This is a genomic window from Enterobacter sp. BIDMC 30, assembly GCF_000534355.1.
Classification (GTDB): domain Bacteria; phylum Pseudomonadota; class Gammaproteobacteria; order Enterobacterales; family Enterobacteriaceae; genus Enterobacter; species Enterobacter ludwigii.
This window is the reverse complement of sequence record NZ_KI973169.1, coordinates 3,820,574-3,837,861: the sequence shown is the minus strand read 5'-3', so window position 1 is coordinate 3,837,861 and position 17,288 is coordinate 3,820,574. Positions and strand designations below refer to the sequence as shown.

Sequence of the window (17,288 nt, the reverse complement as noted above, 5' to 3'; positions counted from 1 at the left end):
CTTAACCCTCTCCCGCCGGGAGAGGGGATGCTGACCTCCCTTTCATTGAGCAGAGGGCCGGGGTGAGGGAAACACATCAGAGGTACATCCCCATGAAATTCCCGCTCCTGTTTGTCCTCCTCGCCCTCTTTCAACCCGCGTTTGCTGCTGCCATTCCGGTTCGCGTGGCGGTTGTGGAGCAAACGACCCACGCAGCTGAACGGCACGTGCCTGGCCGCATTGAAGCCATTCATACCGTCGAGATAAGAGCGCGCACGGAAGGCGTGATTACCCAGGTTCATTTTCGCGACGGACAATACGTGAAAAAAGGTGACGTGCTGTTTGAACTGGACGATGCCGAGCCACGCGCCGCCGTGCGTCTGGCACAGGCTGAGGTAAAGAGCGCGGAAGCCACGCTGCGTCAGGCGCAGCAGCAGCTTTCACGCTTTGAAAGCCTGGGCAACAGCAATGCCATCAGCCGTCACGACGTGGATAACGCGCGCATGCAGCGCGATGTCGCCAGCGCTGCGCTGGAGCAGGCGAAAGCTCGCCTCGAAACCCGTAACGTGACGCTGGCGTACACGCGCATCACATCGCCGATTGATGGCCGAGTGGGGCACAGCCAGTTCCATGCCGGCAGCCTGGTGAACCCGTCAAGCGGCGTGCTGGTGGATGTCGTGCAGCTTGATCCGATCCGTATCGCCTTTGCGCTGGAAGAGGGGGCGTTTGCCACCAAAGCCGGACAACATGCGGATATCAGCGCCCTGAAGCGCGCCTGGCAGGCGCGGATTGACAGCAATGGTCAGCGCCTGAGCGGTGAACTGACCTCCGTGGACAATCGTATCGACCCGCGTACCGCCAGCGTGATGCTGCGCGCTGAATTTGCCAACCCGCGCCATCAGCTGCTGCCGGGCGGCAATGTGAATGTCTACCTGCGTCCGGCAAGCGCGCAGCCGGTGCTGACAGTGCCCGCTGCGGCGGTACAGCAAAACGGCGAGGGATTCTTTGCCTGGGTGGTTAACGCAGAAGGCAAAGCCGAAAAACGCCCGCTGAAGATTGCCGGACAGATTGGCCAGCAGTTTGAGATTTCATCCGGCTTACATCCCGGTGAGCGAGCGATCACCGACGGTGCCCAGCGCGTACAGCCTGGCGCCGCCGTGCAGATACTGAATTAAGGAGCCATCATGCTGACGTTTTTCATCAAACGCCCGCGCTTCGCGATGGTGATTGCGCTGGTGATAACCCTGCTGGGTGCCATCGCGCTGAAGATTATCCCGGTGGAGCAGTACCCGCAGATCACCCCACCGGTGGTGAATGTCTCCGCCAGCTGGCCGGGTGCCAGTTCGGCTGACGTGGCGGAAGCCATTGCCACGCCGCTGGAGACTCAGCTTAACGGCGTGGATCACATGCTCTATATGGAATCCACCAGTTCGGATGAAGGTGCCTACAGCCTGAACATCACATTTGCGGCAGGGACCGATCCGGATCTGGCCGCCATCGACGTGCAAAACCGCGTGGCGCAGGCTGTGGCGCAATTGCCCACCGAGGCGCAGCAAAACGGCGTGCAGGTGCGTAAACGCGCCACCAATCTGATGATGGGGGTAAGCCTTTACTCACCGGACAATACCCACACGCCGCTTTTCGTCAGTAACTACGCCAGCACGCAGGTGCGTGAAGCGCTGGCGCGTTTGCCGGGCGTCGGGCAGGTGCAGATGTTTGGCGCACGCGACTACAGCATGCGTATCTGGCTGCGTCCGGATCGCATGAACGCCCTGAACGTGACCACCGATGACGTGGCTCAGGCGTTACGCGAGCAGAACGTCCAGGGGGCGGCAGGCCAGGTCGGAACGCCGCCGGTATTTAACGGCCAGCAGCAAACCCTGACGATTAACGGCCTGGGGCGTTTAAATCAGGCTGAGGACTTTGCAGACATCATTATCCGTGCAGGGGAGATGGGCCAGCTGGTGCGCCTGAAAGATGTCGCCACGATTGAACTGGGGTCGCGCAGCTACAGCTCCGGCGCCCAGCTGAACGGGCATGACTCGGCCTATCTTGGCATCTACCCTACGCCGTCCGCCAACGCCCTGCGCGTAGCCGATGCGGTTCGCGCGGAGCTGGCGCGACTCTCCGCACGCTTCCCGGACGATCTGACCTATGAAGTAAAATTCGATACCACCACCTTCGTCGCTGCGACCATCAAGGAGATTGGCGTCTCGCTGGCGCTGACCCTGCTCGCCGTCGTGGTGGTGGTTTCCTTATTTCTGCAGAGCTGGCGTGCGACGCTGATTGTGGCGCTCGCCATTCCAGTGTCGCTGGTCGGCACCTTTGCGGTGCTCTATACCCTCGGTTATTCGGCCAACACGCTCAGCCTGTTCGCCATTATTCTGGCGCTTACCATGGTGGTGGATGACGCCATTGTGGTGGTGGAGAGCGTTGAAACGCTAATGGCGGAAGGGCAAAGCCGCACGGCGGCTACCGCACAGGCGCTGCGCCAGATTGCCGGGCCGGTGATTGCCACCACCCTGGTGCTGCTGGCGGTGTTTGTGCCGGTGGCGCTGTTGCCGGGGATCGTGGGGGAGTTGTATCGCCAGTTCGCGGTCACGCTCTCCACCGCCGTCACGCTCTCAAGCCTGGTGGCGCTGACCCTGACGCCAGCGCTCTGTGCGCTGTTGCTGCGCCCGCGCCCGAAGAAGCCAGCCGCGGTTTACCGCGTTTTCAACCGCGGACTGGATACCACACGCACCGTTTATACCCGCATCGTTAACTGCATTAACCTCCGTCCGTGGCTGGTGCTGCTGGCAACGGCTGGCGCGGCGGGCGTGGTGGTGTTCAGCTTTATGTCGATGCCAAAGGGCTTCCTGCCGCAGGAAGATCAGGGCTACTTCTTCGCCAGCGTGCAACTGCCGGAAGCGGCGTCGCTGGAGCGTACCGAAGCGGTGATGACCACCGCGCGGGAGCTTATCGCCAGACACCCTGCGGTCGAGGATGTGATTCAGGTCTCCGGTTTTAACATTCTCAACGGTACCAGCGCGTCTAACGGCGGGTTTATCTCCATCATGCTGAAGACATGGGGGGAGCGTCCGCCGCTTGATGAGGTGATGGGAACGCTGCAGCGTCAGCTGCTGGCGCTGCCGGAAGCGACCATCATGACCTTCGCCCCGCCGACGTTGCCGGGGTTGGGCAACGCCTCCGGCTTCGACCTGCGTATTCAGGCCCAGGCGGGGCAAAGCCCGGCGGAGCTGGAACGCGTTACCCGCAACGTTCTGATAAAAGCTAACCAGCATCCGCAGCTTAACCGGGTGTTTACCACCTGGAGCAGCAACGTGCCGCAGCTGACGCTGACCGTTGATCGCGAGCGCGCTGCCCGCCTCGACGTGCCGGTCTCGCGCATCTTCAGCAGCCTGCAAACCGCCTTTGGCGGCACGCGGGCCGGGGATTTTAGCGTTAACAACCGCGTCTACCACGTGGTGGTACAGAACGAAATGCAGTGGCGCGAGCGTGCCGGGCAAATCAGCGAATTGTTCGTGCGCAGCAATAACGGTGAGCGGGTGCGTCTGAGTAATCTTGTCACGATTACCCCGACCGTTGGCGCACCGTTCCTGCAGCAGTACAACCAGTTCCCGTCGGTGTCAGTGAGCGGGTCGGCGGCAGACGGCGTGAGCAGCAGCACGGCGATGGCCGTGATGAGCGAGCTTCTGGCGGAAAACCTGCCTGCCGGGTACGACTATGCCTGGAGCGGGATGTCTTATCAGGAGCAGCAGACCGGAAATCAGGCCATCTGGATTGTCCTGGCCGCGGTGGTTATGGCGTGGCTGTTCCTTGTCGCGCAGTATGAGAGCTGGACGCTGCCCGCGAGCGTGATGCTCTCAGTCCTGTTCGCCATCGGGGGCGCGCTGGTGTGGCTGTGGATCGCGGGATACGCCAACGATGTGTATGTGCAGATTGGTCTGGTGCTGTTAATCGCGCTGGCGGCCAAGAACGCGATCCTGATCGTCGAGTTTGCCCGCGCACGGCGTCATGAGGGGATGGCGATTGTCGATGCGGCCTGTGAAGGCGCCTCCCGCCGCTTCCGGGCGGTGATGATGACGGCGGTGTCATTTATTATCGGTGTGCTGCCGATGATGCTGGCGTCCGGGGCAGGGGCGCAGAGCCGCCGCATCATTGGCACCACGGTGTTCAGCGGGATGCTGGTGGCCACCGTGGTCGGCATTCTGTTTATCCCGGCGCTGTTTGTGCTGTTCCAGCGCCTGCGTGAGTGGGGGCATCGGCTTACGGACTCGTCGCCCACAGCTCGCAATGTTTCTGAACCAGAGAAATAAGCGAACCGCCGTCTGCGATAAAATCGCGCATGCGCTGCGCCTCGCTCTTGCCCTGTTTTAACATCAGGGCTATTTCCTCAATCGCGCTCGTCGCGCCGAGCTTCTCGGCCGACGGCGCAACCTGCTCCAGCAGCCACCCAATATCTTCCGCCACGGTTTTGTGCTCACCAGTCTGCACGTCTGTCAGAATGCCCTCTAACCCATAACGACACGCCTGAAAACGGTTAAAGCGGTACAGCAGAAAATCCTTTTCCTGATGCTTATAGGGCCGCGTGGTCAGCAGCCAGTGAGACGTCGCCTGAATCAACCCGGCGATGTTGATCGCGTGGCCGAGCGTCAGCGGTGTATCCATCACCCGCACCTCGACCGTGCCAAAATGCGGGCTGGGGCGAATATCCCAGTGCAAATCTTTAATGCTGTCGATCATGCTGGTGGCGCTCAGACGACGAAACAGCCCTTCGAACTCCTGCCAGTTGTTCACCCACGGCATCTGTCCATTATCCGGAAATCCCGAGAAGATATTGAGTCGCGACGAGGCGAACTTTGTGTCCGTACCCTGCATATAGGGTGAGGACGCCGCCAGAGCAATAAAGTGGGGGACAAAGCGCGACAAACCATGCAGCAGATAAATAGCGTCGTCGCCGGTCCGACACCCGATATGCACGTGCTGGCCGAATACCGTCGCCTGCAAAATCAGATAGCCAAACCGTTCGAGCGTGACGTTATAGCGCTCGTCATCGCACACCTCCTGACGCTGCCACTTCTGGAAAGGGTGCGTCCCACCGCCGCAGATCTGAATATGCTGCTCCGCAGCGGCGCGCAGAATACTTTGCTGCATCACCGAGATTTGTGCGGCGGCCTGATCAATGTTCTGACACACGCCGGTGGCGATTTCGAGCATGCTCTCGGTGATATCGTGCTTCACTTCCCCACCTTTGATGTCGTCTTTGACGGCAGCGATAAGGGCGGAGGAGTCCTGGCTCAGATCGTACCCCGGCGGGTTAACCACCTGCAGTTCAAGTTCAATACCAAGGGTATAAGGTTCAGAGGAATGGAAATCGGGTAATGGCATGGTGCACTCCGTTGTCGTAGATGAAATGAGTATAGACAACGGGTATGGCTCCCACTTCAGGCGGTGGTATAAAGGGTCGTGTGGCGGCTATGCTGAACGCCACGGCACACTGATTAGGGCTTTAGCGACCAGGGGAGTTAACAATGTCTGACTATCCAACCATTGCGCTGATTGGACCCGGTGCAATCGGAACCACTATCGCTGCGGTGCTGCATGAGGCTGGCCGCACGCCGCAACTGTGCGGACGTACCGCACACCCGCAATTACGTTTGCGGCACGATGAGGGTGAAATCGTGGTACCCGGGCCGGTATTAACCGATCCGACGGTCATCGATCGTCCGTACGATCTGGTTTTTATCGCAGTGAAAACGACCCAGAACGCCGACAGCGCGGGATGGCTGAACGCGCTGTGCGATGAAAACACGGTGGTTTGCGCGCTGCAAAACGGCGTCGAGCAAAAGGCCCAGCTGGCACCGTGGGTCAATGGCGCGACGGTACTGCCGTCGGTGGTCTGGTTCCCGGCGCAGCGTGAGCCGGATGCGTCCGTCTGGCTGCGGGCCAGTCCGCGGTTGACGCTGCCGGATGTGCCGCAGGCAAAACGGGTGGCTGATGCGCTGAACGGCACGCGCTGCGCGATAGACTTGTCGGCAGATTTTCTTACCGTCGCATGGCGCAAGCTGCTGCAAAATGCGGTTGCAGGCCTGATGGTGCTTGCGAATCGTCGTGCCGGGATGTTCTCTCGTGAGGATATCAGCGAGCTGGCGCTGGCGTATTTGCGCGAGGGGCTTGCCGTGGCCCGAGCAGAAGGCGCGGTGCTGCACGATGACGTTGCGCAGGAGATCCTGGCGAACTTCCAGCGCGCGCCTGCCGATTTAGGCACGTCTATCCTCGCCGATCGTCAGGCCAACCGTCCCATGGAGTGGGATATTCGCAACGGCGTGATCCAGCGCTATGGTCGTGCTCACGGTATTCCCGTTCCGATTAGCGATGTGCTGGTTCCCCTGCTTGCTGCAGGCAGCGAAGGGCCGGGTTAACGGCCGCTGACTTTTCGTTCGGCAAAATAGTGCGCGGGCGTGGTGCCCATGGCTTTCCTGAACATGGTGATAAACGCATTCACGGATTCATACCCAAGCGTTGTCGCCACGTTCTGGACCGGGACACCGCTTGCCAGCTCCTGCAGGGCAATAATCAACTGCAGCTGCTGACGCCAGCGGCCAAAGCTCAGCCCGGTCTCGCGCGCCATCAAACGCGCAAAGGAGCGCTCGCTCAGCGCCAGCCGTTTCGCCCACGCTTTCAGGGTGCTTCTGTCGTCAGGATGGCTGACCAGCGCGTCGGCCATGGCGCGAATTTTGGGATGGGCTGAAACGGGCAGGCTCAGCTTCTGCTGCGGCATGCTGGCGAGCTCATCAAGCGTCACTCTGGTCAGCCGCGCGGCATGGCTCTCTGGCGGATAATCAACGCGTTCATGCGTCAAACGGTCAACCAGCGCTTTGATTAATGGGGAAATGGCCAGCGTGCAGCATTTCTCCGGCAGCGCGGCGGCACCGGGTTCAATAAACAGATAGTTGAGATGAGCATTCCAGGTCGCTTTGGCGCTGTGTGCGATCCCGCCAGGGATCCAGACGGCACAGTCTGGCGGCACGATCCAGATATCATTTTCCGCATGACAAATCACCGCGCCATACAAAGCAATAATCAGCTGCCCCTTACGGTGGGTGTGCACCGGCACTTCCGCGGCGTACTCCACGAAATCCAGATGTCGGGCTACGGCCGGGCATGCGGTGGCGTCAGGGTCGAAGAGCGTATTGGCAAGTTGAGGTTTCACGTTTCTGGCAACATTTAGGTATTTTTTGACAGAATAGAGTATTTAAGCGGGTTCGCAAGCCAGTAATAATTCTGGCATGAACACATTAAACGCTTTTCATTTTCATTCGTGGCGCGCCATGCGTGAGCGCTTATCTCCCGTGCTGCATAACGATGCCAGCGCGCTGCTCTATTCCGCGAGAAGTTTTGCAGCGGCGATGCTCGCTTACTACATTGCGCTGTCGATAGGCCTCGAACGTCCATCGTGGGCCATTATTACCGTCTATATCGTTTCGCAGACGTCGGTGGGGGCCTCGCTGAGCAGAAGTCTCTATCGTCTGGCCGGCACCGTTGTGGGGGCCTGTGCCACCGTTGCGATCGTGCCTGCCTTCGTCAATATGCCGATCCTCTGCAGCGTGATGCTGTCGGGCTGGATCACGTTCTGCCTCTATTTATCTCTGCTGGAGCGCACCCCGCGGGCGTATGCCTTTGTGCTGGCCGGGTACACTGCGAGCCTGATTGGTTTTCCTGCGGTATCCGACCCCGGCGGGATTTTTAATATCGCCATTATCCGTGTGCAGGAGATTGTCATTGGGATCTTCTGCGCGGCGCTGATACATCGCTATGTGTTACCCGCGCGTATCTCCGGCCTGTTCAACAGTAAGTTATCGCAAACCCTGCGCGCCGCGCGTGAGCGGGTGGCTGACACCCTCGCAGGCAAACCCGTCGCGGTTTCAGACCCGCTGCATCTGGCGTTGGCGCTGCAGTTTCTGCAGGGTATAAGCCACCATATTCCGTATGATTTTGCCCTGTCTGCTCCGGTGCGGCAGGGCAGAAAGGCTATCCATGACCGACTGGCGCGGCTGGTCATCGTCAACTGTGAATTACGCGATCGCTTACCGGTGACGGTGCCTGCCGGGTTGCAGGTATTGCTCGACGACGTTCAGGCCTGGCTGGGGGATAAAAATGCTGCACGCCACAGCACGGCAGATGCGTTAATAGCACGCAGTGAACAGCTCGCAGAGCGCTACGCTGCACAGGCCCGGACGATGGACGACGCGCTACAGGCCAGTTTTGTCCGTTATCTGACGCAGGCCATTGCGCTGTTGCAGCAGTGCGAACGTCTTTCTGATGCCATCCACCATGCGAAGCCCGCCCACGGACTGACGGCGGGCAGGGCAGTTAAAGGGTATGTTTTTCACCGCGATCCTCTTACTGCCGCCCGCACCTCGCTGGGCGCGTTCGCCATCATCCTGAGCGGCTGCCTGGTCTGGATCTTCTCCGCCTGGCCCGATGGCAGCACGGCGGTCTCTATCCTTGGGGTCTGCTGCACGCTGTTTGGCAGTTTCGACACCCCGGCTCCGCACATTGTGAAATACATTATTGGCTCGTTCTGGGGCGTATTGATTAGCCTGCTGTACAGCTTTGCGCTGCTTCCGCAGGTGAGCGATTTCCCCGTGCTGGTGGCCGTGCTGGCGCCGGTATATCTGCTGGCCGGGTCGCTTCAGGCACGTCCTCCCACCACGTTTATGGCGATGGGGATCACCCTGACGCTGCCGGTATTGTGCGAGCTGGGTGCCCACTACAGCGGAGATTTTGCCACGGCGGCCAATACCGCCATTGCGCTGTTTGCCGCAACCGGCTTTGCTGTTATCAGCATGAGCCTGCTGCAAACCGTGCAGGCCGACGCGGCCATCGCACGTCTGCACACGCTGTGCCAGCGCGATATTCGTCGCAGCGTGAAGGGCAAGTTTCAGCTGGATGAGACGCACTGGACCAATCTGATGATTGACCGCGCTGCCCTGTTACTGCCGCGCCTGCAGCGCAGCGGGCGTGCCTCAGCGCAGGTGCTTAACCCGCTGCTGCGCGCGCTGCGCATCGGCCTTTCGGTGATGCATTTACGCCGCTGCGATATGCCCGCGAGCAGAGAGATCAGCGCGCGCCTGTATCACCTGAACGACACCGACGCCTTGCGTGAACACATCGCCGACCACATCCGCCTCTGTTTGCCTGCCGCAGATGCACAAACGCGCCAGTTTGTCGGCCATCTGGTGGATTTACATTGCGCATTACGGAGGGCAGACGATGGTCAATGATCTGAATATCGGGGGCGTTTTTATCCCGGGACTGCTTGTCACCGCGCTCGCGGCGCTGGCCTGCACGCTGGCACTCATCGCGCTTTTATCGCTCAGCAGGCTCTACCGTCGTTTGCCTTTTCGCCCGCTGCTGGACGTTTCAACTTATCTGGTCACCTTTTTCCTGCTGATGCAGGGCCTGACCGCGCTGGGGTTATTTAGATGAAATCACTACTTTCTCTGGTCGGTCGCTATGCGCTGACGTTATGTGCCGTCGCTGCGGCCACGCTTCTGGCTTTTATGATGTGGAAACATTATGCGCAAACGCCCTGGACCCGCGACGGCCGTGTACGGGCGGATGTGGTACAGATTGCGCCGGACGTATCCGGGCCGGTAGTCCGCGTGGCCGTCCGGGATAACCAGTGGGTTAACCGGGGCGATGTGCTCTACGCTATCGACCCGCACTGGCTCACGCTGGCGGTGGCCAGCGCGCAGGCGGAGGTGGAATCCAGACGGCATGAGATGGTGATGCGACAGGATGCCGCCAGACGACGCGCTCAGATTAAAGCCGCGATTTCCAGCGAGGATTTACAGCAAACGGGCAGCGCCGCGAACGTCGCGGTGGCGAATTATCACGGTGCGCTGGCTGCGCTGGAGCTGGCCGAGCTTAATTTGTCCCACGCCACTGTACGGGCTCCCGTCTCGGGTTATATCACCCATCTGCGGCTTCGCCCGGGGGACTATGCCACCGCGGGGGAGACTAAGGTCGCCATCGTCGATGCGCACAGTTTCTGGGTGGTAGGGTATTTCGAGGAGACCAAACTTCGACATATTCGCGTTGGGGACACGGTGCATATCGTGTTGATGGGCTATGAACCGGTGATTGCCGGGCATGTCGAGAGCATCGGCCATGGGATCGGTGATAACAACGATGAGACGGGCGGGCTTGGGCTTCCCGACGTCGAGCCGACGTTTAGCTGGGTGCGGCTGGCGCAGCGCGTCCCGGTGCGCATACATATTGATGCATTGCCGAAGGGGATTGAGCTGGTAGCCGGGTTGTCGGCGAGCGTGGAGGTGGTGCCGGAATGAGGGGCGTCAGCGTACCGAAGGGAAATTCGATCGTGAGCGCTCTTGAGCAAAAAAAACCTTACCGCCCGGCAGAGAGGCGGTAAGGACAGGCAAAGTGGCATAAAAGAGAGGAAAAATACCTGAAATGAGGGTGATGAAACTGTCTGTCAACGTGCCTTACAGGACGTAGCGCACGCCGAATACAAATTCATTGTTCACCAGGCGTCCACGCAGGTTTTCATCCTGCAGACTGCGGGCGTTGACAAAGGTGTTACGGCCGCTTTCGATATTGCCCATATCGACATAACGATAAGTGGCGTACAGGGTCAGATCGTCGATAACTTCATAAGACGCACCAGCACCCACGGAGTAGGTAAAGTTGGTTTGCGTGTTGCCAGCAAACTCGCGGGTGTCATTACCCTGCCAGCCACCCACTTTCACTTTCGCCACACCGGCACCCGCCGTTGCATACAGGGCGAATTTATCGGTGATCATAAAGTCACGATAAACGTTGAGCATTGCACGTTCAGAATCAACTTTCATGTGGTTGAAACTGGTTGCAAACGTGGAAGAGCCGCTGGTGAATTCTGTTTTTTCTTTAAACACATATTCCGCTTCGGTACGCCAGTTATTGCCGAACTGATAGCCAGCGGCCACGGAACCGTTCAGCTTGTGCTCTTTTTCGTCCCCGGCCACAAATGAACCGATCCCCGGGCGTTCGCTCAGGTTCATGCTCTTGGCCTTCTGATGGGTGTCAATCAGGTTCAGGGCACCGTAATAGCCTTCTTTAACGTTTTCGGCAGCCAGTACCGGGCCGGAAGCGCACAGTGAAATCACAGAGGCGAATAAAACACGTGGCGTTACTTTCATAATAAGTTCCTTTTTTATCTTTCCGATAAATGACAGATGGCTTTACTTATTTCAGCTTTTTAATAGCGTCGAGTGCACAGGCTTCATCAATATCACCGCTCGGCGCGCCGCCAATACCAATGGCACCGATGGTGGCGTTATTTTCTTTAACCGGTACGCCGCCAGCCAGTAATAAGAAACCAGGGATATCGCCGAGGTTTTTCGCCGCCGGATACTTATTTGAGTTTTCCAGAAGCTGGCTGGTCGCCGCTCCGCTGGACGCAGAGGTAAACGCTTTCTGATAGCTTGCTGTCAGGGTGTGTGGCCCGGCGTTATCCATACGCTGTACCGCACGGGTGAGGCCTGCAGCATCGACAACCGTCACGCTGACGTTATAGCCTTTAGCGCTGCACGATTTAACGGCTTCGCTGGCGAGTACAGATGCCTGTTCCAGAGACAGGGTGGACTGCGTCAATGATTTAGCGTGCGCAGTCATGGTTAATGCTGTGAGCACAGGCAGAATAAGAAATGTTTTTTTCACAAGGAATACCTTTTAATTAATGAGGCGTAAATAATAAAAATAAAACGCCCGTGAGGTTGATCAGCAAGAGCATCAGAATAAGAAAACGCAGTTCTGTTGTAGTGGTCTCAAATAAATTATTTAACATGGCAACCTTCTTTATTTCAAAAACGTTGCCATGGTGACAACGGGGTCACTATATAAATTCCAGGTCAGTGAGATACATGAGGGCAGGATGATAGGCGTGTAAGGGAAGGACTATAGGCGTGTAGTCCTTGTCGGTGAAAAACAGGACAGGACAGGCCAGGCGCAGGCGCCCGCTCGACAGCGTGTGAGGAAAAGTAAACCTGAGGTTAGCGTGGTGTGGTGAAGGCTGTAATCGCCTGATTCAGCGCCGCGACGTCCCTGAGCAGGGCCTGGAGGCGGGGCACAATGTCAGACTCGACGGGCAACGTTGTCCCTTCGCATGCCTTTTCAAGACTGCGACACTGCTGCGCTATCGCAGTTGCGCCAATGATATCGGCGGCACCGGCCAGGCGATGTACGTGATACGCCAGCGCTGGCCAGTCGCCCTGACGGGCCAGCGTAAGGCAGGGTTGCATGTCGCGTTGGTTTTCATCCCGCGTGGCATTCAGCAGGGTGAACAATAAGGTATTGTCCTCGCCGGTTAACGACCGAAGATTGTCCACATGGATAAACTGGCCGAGGCCTTCCGGTTCAGCAAGTTTTGTGGTCGCCTCTTTTGGGGACACGCGCTGTAGACCCGCCTCCAGTTGCTTCAGATTGAGCGGTTTGAAAAGGCAGTCGTCCATACCTGCGGCAATACAGCGGCTACGCTCTTCGGGCTGAGCATTCGCGGTGAGACCAAGGATAATTAACGGTTTTTGCTGCCGTTCCCGTAACAGCCGGGTGAGGGTTAGCCCGTCCATCACCGGCATATTACAATCGGTGATGACCATATCAACCTGCTGTTCGCTCCAGCGCACAAGGGCTTGTTCGCCGTTTTCTGCCTCGACAACCTCATACCCCAGGCGGATCAATTGCTGCCTGAGCAGGAGCCGGCTTGCCGGGTGATCGTCTACAGTCAGTATGCGTAGCGGGCGTGCCGCCGAAGGGGATTCCGTCACATTTTTCCCTTTAAGTCCCGGTGTTGGCTCATTCTATTTTGTTGCGCAGGGCAAAATCATAAATGTCTTTCGGGCTTTTAAGATCGAGCTTTTTCATCAGGCGGCTTTTATAGGTGCTGACCGTTTTATCACTGATCATCATTTCCCCGGCGATATCGACAATCCGGCTTCCTTTTGCAAGAAAATGCAGAACCTGCAGTTCCTTATCCGACAGACTGGCAATATTCCCTTTGTCATCCAGCGGAATATCCTCTGCGGCAATCTGGCGGGCGCGATTAATCGGGAAAAAACCATAGCCACTTTTGATTGCACGGATAGCGTCATGAAGTTCCGTCAGATTATTACGCTTGCTAATAAACCCATCGGCGCCCGCACCGGCACAACGCTTAATATAATGATCGTCATCCTTACCCGTCAGAACCAGGATCCCCCCTTTAAAATCATTCGCACGGAGTCGCTGAACAACGTTAATCCCATTGATTGTAGGAATATCGATATCGACAATAACCAAATCCGGAAGTAACTGACGTGCCTGTTGTAATGCCTTAAGGCCATCATCAGTCTCGCCGATCACCGTCATCCCGTCTTTTTCCAGCAACATTCTCACCGCCAGACGGGCAACCGGGTGGTCATCCACGATTAATACGCTATTCATTTTATCATCCTGGTTCAAAGGGCTTTGCCTGATGAACACAGGCATGAATATTATGCATAACTATACCATATCTGCAACGATATTACCCGCCGGTCAATAAGCGGAAAATAGCTCTATTTCAATGACATGAAAATTAGTGTGGCGGATTTTTCTGGCATATTTTCTCGGCAGGAACGACGGGATAATCTTTTTTATATTGGCCCAAAAGTACCGTTTTTCGTTCTTCAGGTGACTCCTGTCTTTTACGTCAATACGAAATAATGCCTCCCGAACACAACACAGAGGGAGTTCTTGTTATGAAAACGATTTTCCGTACCGCACTGTTGGTGAGCATGATGAGCGCATTTTCCAGCCAGGCCACCGCACAGGAGACAAATCAGGTGAATACAAAAACAATTCGCGCGATGTCAGGCGCTGTTGCTACGACGTCTTTATCCGCATCTGAAACCGCGTTAATCGTGGTGGATATTCAGAATGAATATTACGCGGGTCAGGACTTCCGTGGCCGGATGGTTATCCCGGATGGCGCGGATGTGCTGTTGAAAAACAAAAAGCTGGTCGAGTATGCACACCAAAAAGGGATGCCGGTCTACTTTGTGCGCCACATAACAAAAAATAGCCCGCAGCAAAACGGTACTCCGCTGTTCGCTGAGAATTCTGTATTTGCCCAGTTCCATAAGGATCTGCAGCCGATTGCGCAGGACACCATTATTACCAAGGAGACCCCGAGCGCTTTCGTGGGCACCGATCTGGATGCCCGCTTAAAGAAACAGGGAATTAAAAAGGTCATCGTGGCGGGCCTGATGACGCATATGTGTATCTCATCGACTGCACGTGATGCTGTACCGCTGGGTTATAGCGTGATTATTCCGGAAGATGCGACAGCCACGCGCGATCTGGATGACGGGAAGGGGGGCGTAGTGGATCACGACACGCTGCAGCGTGCAGCGCTGGCAGGCGTCGCGGATGTCTTTGCTGAAATCATGACCACGGATCAGGTGATGGCGCTGGCGGTGGAAAAATAAGACCGAACTGAAATCCCTGTGGCCAGCCAGCCCTCTATACTGGCTGGCTTACGGAGGCGGTCATGACATTGAAAATTGGTATCGTAGTCTTTGAAGGCATTATTCCTTTTCACCTTTCGGTGCCTTATGCCGTGTTTGAGAAAGCACTGACGCCGCAGGGTGACGCCCTGTGCCAGCTCGTGGTTTGTGCCACTACACCCGGCGCGCTTAAAACCAATGCCGGTTTTTCCATCGTGGTCGACCGAGGTCTGGATGCGTTAGCCGGGATGGATATGGTGATTGTGCCGGGCTGGGATGTGCCCGAGCATGCACCGGAGCCTGAACTGTTAACGGCGTTACAAAACGCGCATGCAGCCGGGTCCCGCATTGTTGGGTTGTGTATGGGCACGTTCGTGGTGGCCGCCGCAGGCCTGCTGGAAAACCGTCCGGCAACGACGCACTGGCGGTGGGCGGCGGACTTTCAGCGTCTTTATCCTTCCGTGCAGATGGATAAAGATGTGCTTTACATTGATGATGGCGATGTTGTGACGTCAGCAGGAACGGCAGCCAGTATCGACTGCTGTTTGCATCTGGTTCGACAGGCGTGGGGCGCGGATGTCGCCAACCGCGTGGCGCGCTTGCTGGTGGTGCCGCCTCATCGTCAGGGCGGGCAGCGGCAGTTTGTGGAGCTGCCGGTGCAGAATACGCGTCGTGGAGATAACTTCACCGACGCGCTGGCCTGGGCAACAGAGAATTTACAGCTGGCCATCACGCTGGACTGCGTGGCAGAGAAAGCCTGCATGAGCCGCCGGAGCTTTACCCGCCGCTTTCAGCAAACGACGGGGGAATGTTTTTCAAACTGGCTTTTGAACCAGCGCATTCTCGTTGCCCAGCGCTTTCTTGAAAAAACCGATCGGCCAGTGGAAGATATTGCCGAACGCGTCGGCTTCCCTTCCACGACCTCTTTACGGCGCCACTTTCAAAAGCAGCTTAATACCTCACCTTCCCGCTATCGTCGCGAGTTTCGTGGTCGTTAGTCATTTCCCGGCGTCATTTCTGTTCAATAGAGATAATTACGTTTTGCCAGATCCACCAGTTCAGTCAATTTGGATATTTTAAATTTCAGCATGATGCGCTTTTTATAAGCGCTGACGCGTTTATTATTTATATTCATTATGCCGGCAATGACCTGATTGCTGTAGCCGGCAGAAATGTAGCGCAAGATACAGATGTCAGTATGGGATAGCGATAACAACAACGAGGCGTCTCGCGGGTATTTTGTCCGGTGCAGCCTCAGTTCATTGCCATAACAGAACTGGCCGGATGCGACTTTATTGACAGTCCGGACGAGGTTGTCCAGCGTACTGCTTTTATTCAGATAGCCGGCAGCCCCCGCCTTCCTGCTAAGCTGAATGTGAAAATCACTGGATGATGAGGATAAAATCATTACCTGTGTATCAGGGATATTTTTTATTAACTGAGCCAGAGAAGAAAACACGTCTGGCTGTTGTTGCAGATGCTCCATTATTATCAAGTCGGCGTTGAACAACGAATGTTTATCCAGCAATTCTTCCATTGTGCCAAACTGCGCAACAATCTGATGACCATGTTCTGATAATAAGCCCTGGAGTCCAGCGCGAAGCAGTGGGCTGGCGTCCATGACAATGACTTTTTTGCCTGACATTCCTGGTTGTCCTGAATCGGGAAAGGAAAAATTTATTCTCTATCCCGTCAATGCAAATTTGGCTAAGACTTGTCTTTAACTGAGACTTTATTTTCCCCCTCAGCGCTGCCCTGCCTGGCCTGCCAGATAACGGACCAGTCCTTTTATTACGTCTCCTTGCAACCTTAACCTGGTCGTTTGCGACAGGTCTTATTAAGACTCCATCGCTCTGACAGGAAGATAGCGTCAGCCAGGGAAAGAATCCCGTATGGAAGTGCGTCTGGCGCGTTGCGCAGACACAGATCGATTATTTACACGAGAATTTAGCGAATGAATCTCAAGCCAGTAAATATTGCAGTCGTTGATAAAAATACGATTGTCAAAGCCGACGTTCTGCGCAGTGAAAAAATAGGCAGTGCCGTCAAAATTAAAGCCATCCCGAATGCAAAGTACATTCTTGCTGAAGGGGAAAACGGCGTTGCGCCAGAAAACATTACCCTGAAACGTGTCGGTAAAGACCTGTTCATCATGCTGGAAGGCACTGATGAAGATCAGCCGCAGCTGATTATCGAAGACTACTTTGATAATCCGGGTGAACTGGTCGGTAAAGGGGAAGATGGCCAGTGGCATGAATACATCGCCACCGACGGTGATGATGACCACGAAGCTGCTTTCCTGCTGGACGGTGAATCCTCTGCGCAAGCGCTGGGCGCTGGCGCGATTGCCAGCCTTGACGGTCTGGCGGTTGCGGGTACCGCGTTTTCCCCTGCCTTGCTGGCACTGGGTGCATTAGCGGCGATTGGTGCGGCGATTGGCATCGGCTCCATTATTCGCCATAACCGTGGCGGCAATGACGGTGGTGATAACGGCGACGTTATTCCCCCTCCACCGACAGGTCCTGGCAAACCAACGATCGGCGAAGTTGAGGATGACGTTGGCCCGATCACTGGCCCTGTCCACAACGGCGATGCCACTGACGACGCCCAGCCTGTTTTCCGTGGCGGTGGTGCGAACCCTGGCGATACCGTTGAGCTGATTGTCGACGATGAAGTCGTGGGCACCGCGATCGTGGGTGAAGACGGCAACTGGGAAGTGACGCCAGAAAAACCGCTGCCGGAAGGCGAACATGAAGCGGTGGTGGTCATTACCGATCC

Annotated in this window: 16 protein-coding genes; 9 read left to right on the top strand and 7 right to left on the bottom strand. The window is 56.7% G+C overall.

The window, feature by feature from the left end; genetic code table 11:
• Nucleotides 1-92: 92 nt before the first annotated feature.
• Both L466_RS04350 and L466_RS04355 read left to right on the top strand, forming a co-directional pair.
• Entirely contained in the window at nt 93-1,154 is a 1,062-nt protein-coding gene (locus tag L466_RS04350) for an efflux RND transporter periplasmic adaptor subunit (protein ID WP_032681515.1), read from the top strand.
• Between the two features lie 9 nt (nt 1,155-1,163).
• Entirely contained in the window at nt 1,164-4,298 is a 3,135-nt protein-coding gene (locus tag L466_RS04355; RefSeq protein WP_032681514.1) for an efflux RND transporter permease subunit, read from the top strand.
• Here L466_RS04355 and L466_RS04360 read toward each other — a convergent pair.
• The gene (locus L466_RS04360; RefSeq protein WP_032681512.1) at nt 4,249-5,370 is read right to left on the bottom strand and encodes a YbdK family carboxylate-amine ligase; all 1,122 of its coding nucleotides are present in this window, start codon (nt 5,368-5,370) and stop codon (nt 4,249-4,251) included. The genes L466_RS04355 and L466_RS04360 overlap by 50 nt on opposite strands.
• A gap of 143 nt (nt 5,371-5,513) precedes the next feature.
• On the opposite strand from L466_RS04360, the gene L466_RS04365 reads away from it, so the two are divergent.
• Nucleotides 5,514-6,404 carry an oxidoreductase gene (locus L466_RS04365; RefSeq protein ID WP_032681511.1) on the top strand — a complete coding sequence of 297 codons (891 nt, stop codon included), beginning with the start codon at nt 5,514-5,516 and terminating at the stop codon, nt 6,402-6,404.
• Here L466_RS04365 and L466_RS04370 read toward each other — a convergent pair.
• Nucleotides 6,401-7,195, bottom strand: a complete 795-nt coding sequence (locus tag L466_RS04370; RefSeq protein ID WP_025204769.1) for an AraC family transcriptional regulator — start codon at nt 7,193-7,195, stop codon at nt 6,401-6,403. The genes L466_RS04365 and L466_RS04370 overlap by 4 nt on opposite strands.
• 76 nt (nt 7,196-7,271) lie before the next feature.
• Here L466_RS04370 and L466_RS04375 point away from each other — a divergent pair, with 76 nt between their 5' ends.
• From L466_RS04375 to L466_RS04385, 3 genes are read left to right on the top strand one after another with little or no spacing between them, the layout of a single operon-like run.
• The gene (locus tag L466_RS04375; RefSeq protein WP_032681510.1) at nt 7,272-9,269 is read left to right on the top strand and encodes an FUSC family protein; all 1,998 of its coding nucleotides are present in this window, start codon (nt 7,272-7,274) and stop codon (nt 9,267-9,269) included.
• On the top strand, nt 9,259-9,474 hold the full coding sequence (locus L466_RS04380) for a DUF1656 domain-containing protein (RefSeq protein WP_020885123.1): 216 nt from the start codon (nt 9,259-9,261) through the stop codon (nt 9,472-9,474). Before L466_RS04375 ends, L466_RS04380 begins: the two co-directional genes overlap by 11 nt.
• On the top strand, nt 9,471-10,337 hold the full coding sequence (locus L466_RS04385; RefSeq protein WP_032681509.1) for an efflux RND transporter periplasmic adaptor subunit: 867 nt from the start codon (nt 9,471-9,473) through the stop codon (nt 10,335-10,337). Before L466_RS04380 ends, L466_RS04385 begins: the two co-directional genes overlap by 4 nt.
• 156 nt (nt 10,338-10,493) lie before the next feature.
• Here the strand turns inward: L466_RS04385 and L466_RS04390 are convergent, their stop codons facing one another.
• From L466_RS04390 to L466_RS04405, 4 genes are all read right to left on the bottom strand, one after another.
• On the bottom strand, nt 10,494-11,186 hold the full coding sequence (locus tag L466_RS04390) for an outer membrane protein (protein WP_032681508.1): 693 nt from the start codon (nt 11,184-11,186) through the stop codon (nt 10,494-10,496).
• Nucleotides 11,187-11,232: 46 nt separating this feature from the next.
• Nucleotides 11,233-11,706, bottom strand: coding sequence for a GlcG/HbpS family heme-binding protein (locus L466_RS04395; protein ID WP_020885120.1), 474 nt, complete (start codon nt 11,704-11,706; stop codon nt 11,233-11,235).
• Between the two features lie 332 nt (nt 11,707-12,038).
• Nucleotides 12,039-12,812 carry a response regulator gene (locus L466_RS04400; RefSeq protein WP_071993111.1) on the bottom strand — a complete coding sequence of 258 codons (774 nt, stop codon included), beginning with the start codon at nt 12,810-12,812 and terminating at the stop codon, nt 12,039-12,041.
• Nucleotides 12,813-12,840: 28 nt separating this feature from the next.
• Entirely contained in the window at nt 12,841-13,467 is a 627-nt protein-coding gene (locus L466_RS04405) for a response regulator (protein ID WP_032681506.1), read from the bottom strand.
• Between the two features lie 296 nt (nt 13,468-13,763).
• On the opposite strand from L466_RS04405, the gene L466_RS04410 reads away from it, so the two are divergent.
• Nucleotides 13,764-14,492: a cysteine hydrolase family protein gene (locus tag L466_RS04410; RefSeq protein WP_032681505.1), complete on the top strand. Its 729-nt coding sequence runs from the start codon at nt 13,764-13,766 to the stop codon at nt 14,490-14,492.
• Between the two features lie 62 nt (nt 14,493-14,554).
• The gene (locus L466_RS04415) at nt 14,555-15,508 is read left to right on the top strand and encodes a GlxA family transcriptional regulator (protein ID WP_032681504.1); all 954 of its coding nucleotides are present in this window, start codon (nt 14,555-14,557) and stop codon (nt 15,506-15,508) included.
• A 23-nt stretch (nt 15,509-15,531) separates the two neighbouring features.
• Here L466_RS04415 and L466_RS04420 read toward each other — a convergent pair whose 3' ends face one another.
• Entirely contained in the window at nt 15,532-16,155 is a 624-nt protein-coding gene (locus L466_RS04420; protein ID WP_032681503.1) for a response regulator transcription factor, read from the bottom strand.
• A gap of 309 nt (nt 16,156-16,464) precedes the next feature.
• Here L466_RS04420 and L466_RS04425 point away from each other — a divergent pair.
• A partial coding sequence (locus L466_RS04425; RefSeq protein WP_255344423.1) for an Ig-like domain-containing protein occupies nt 16,465-17,288 on the top strand: 824 nt, incomplete at its 3' end.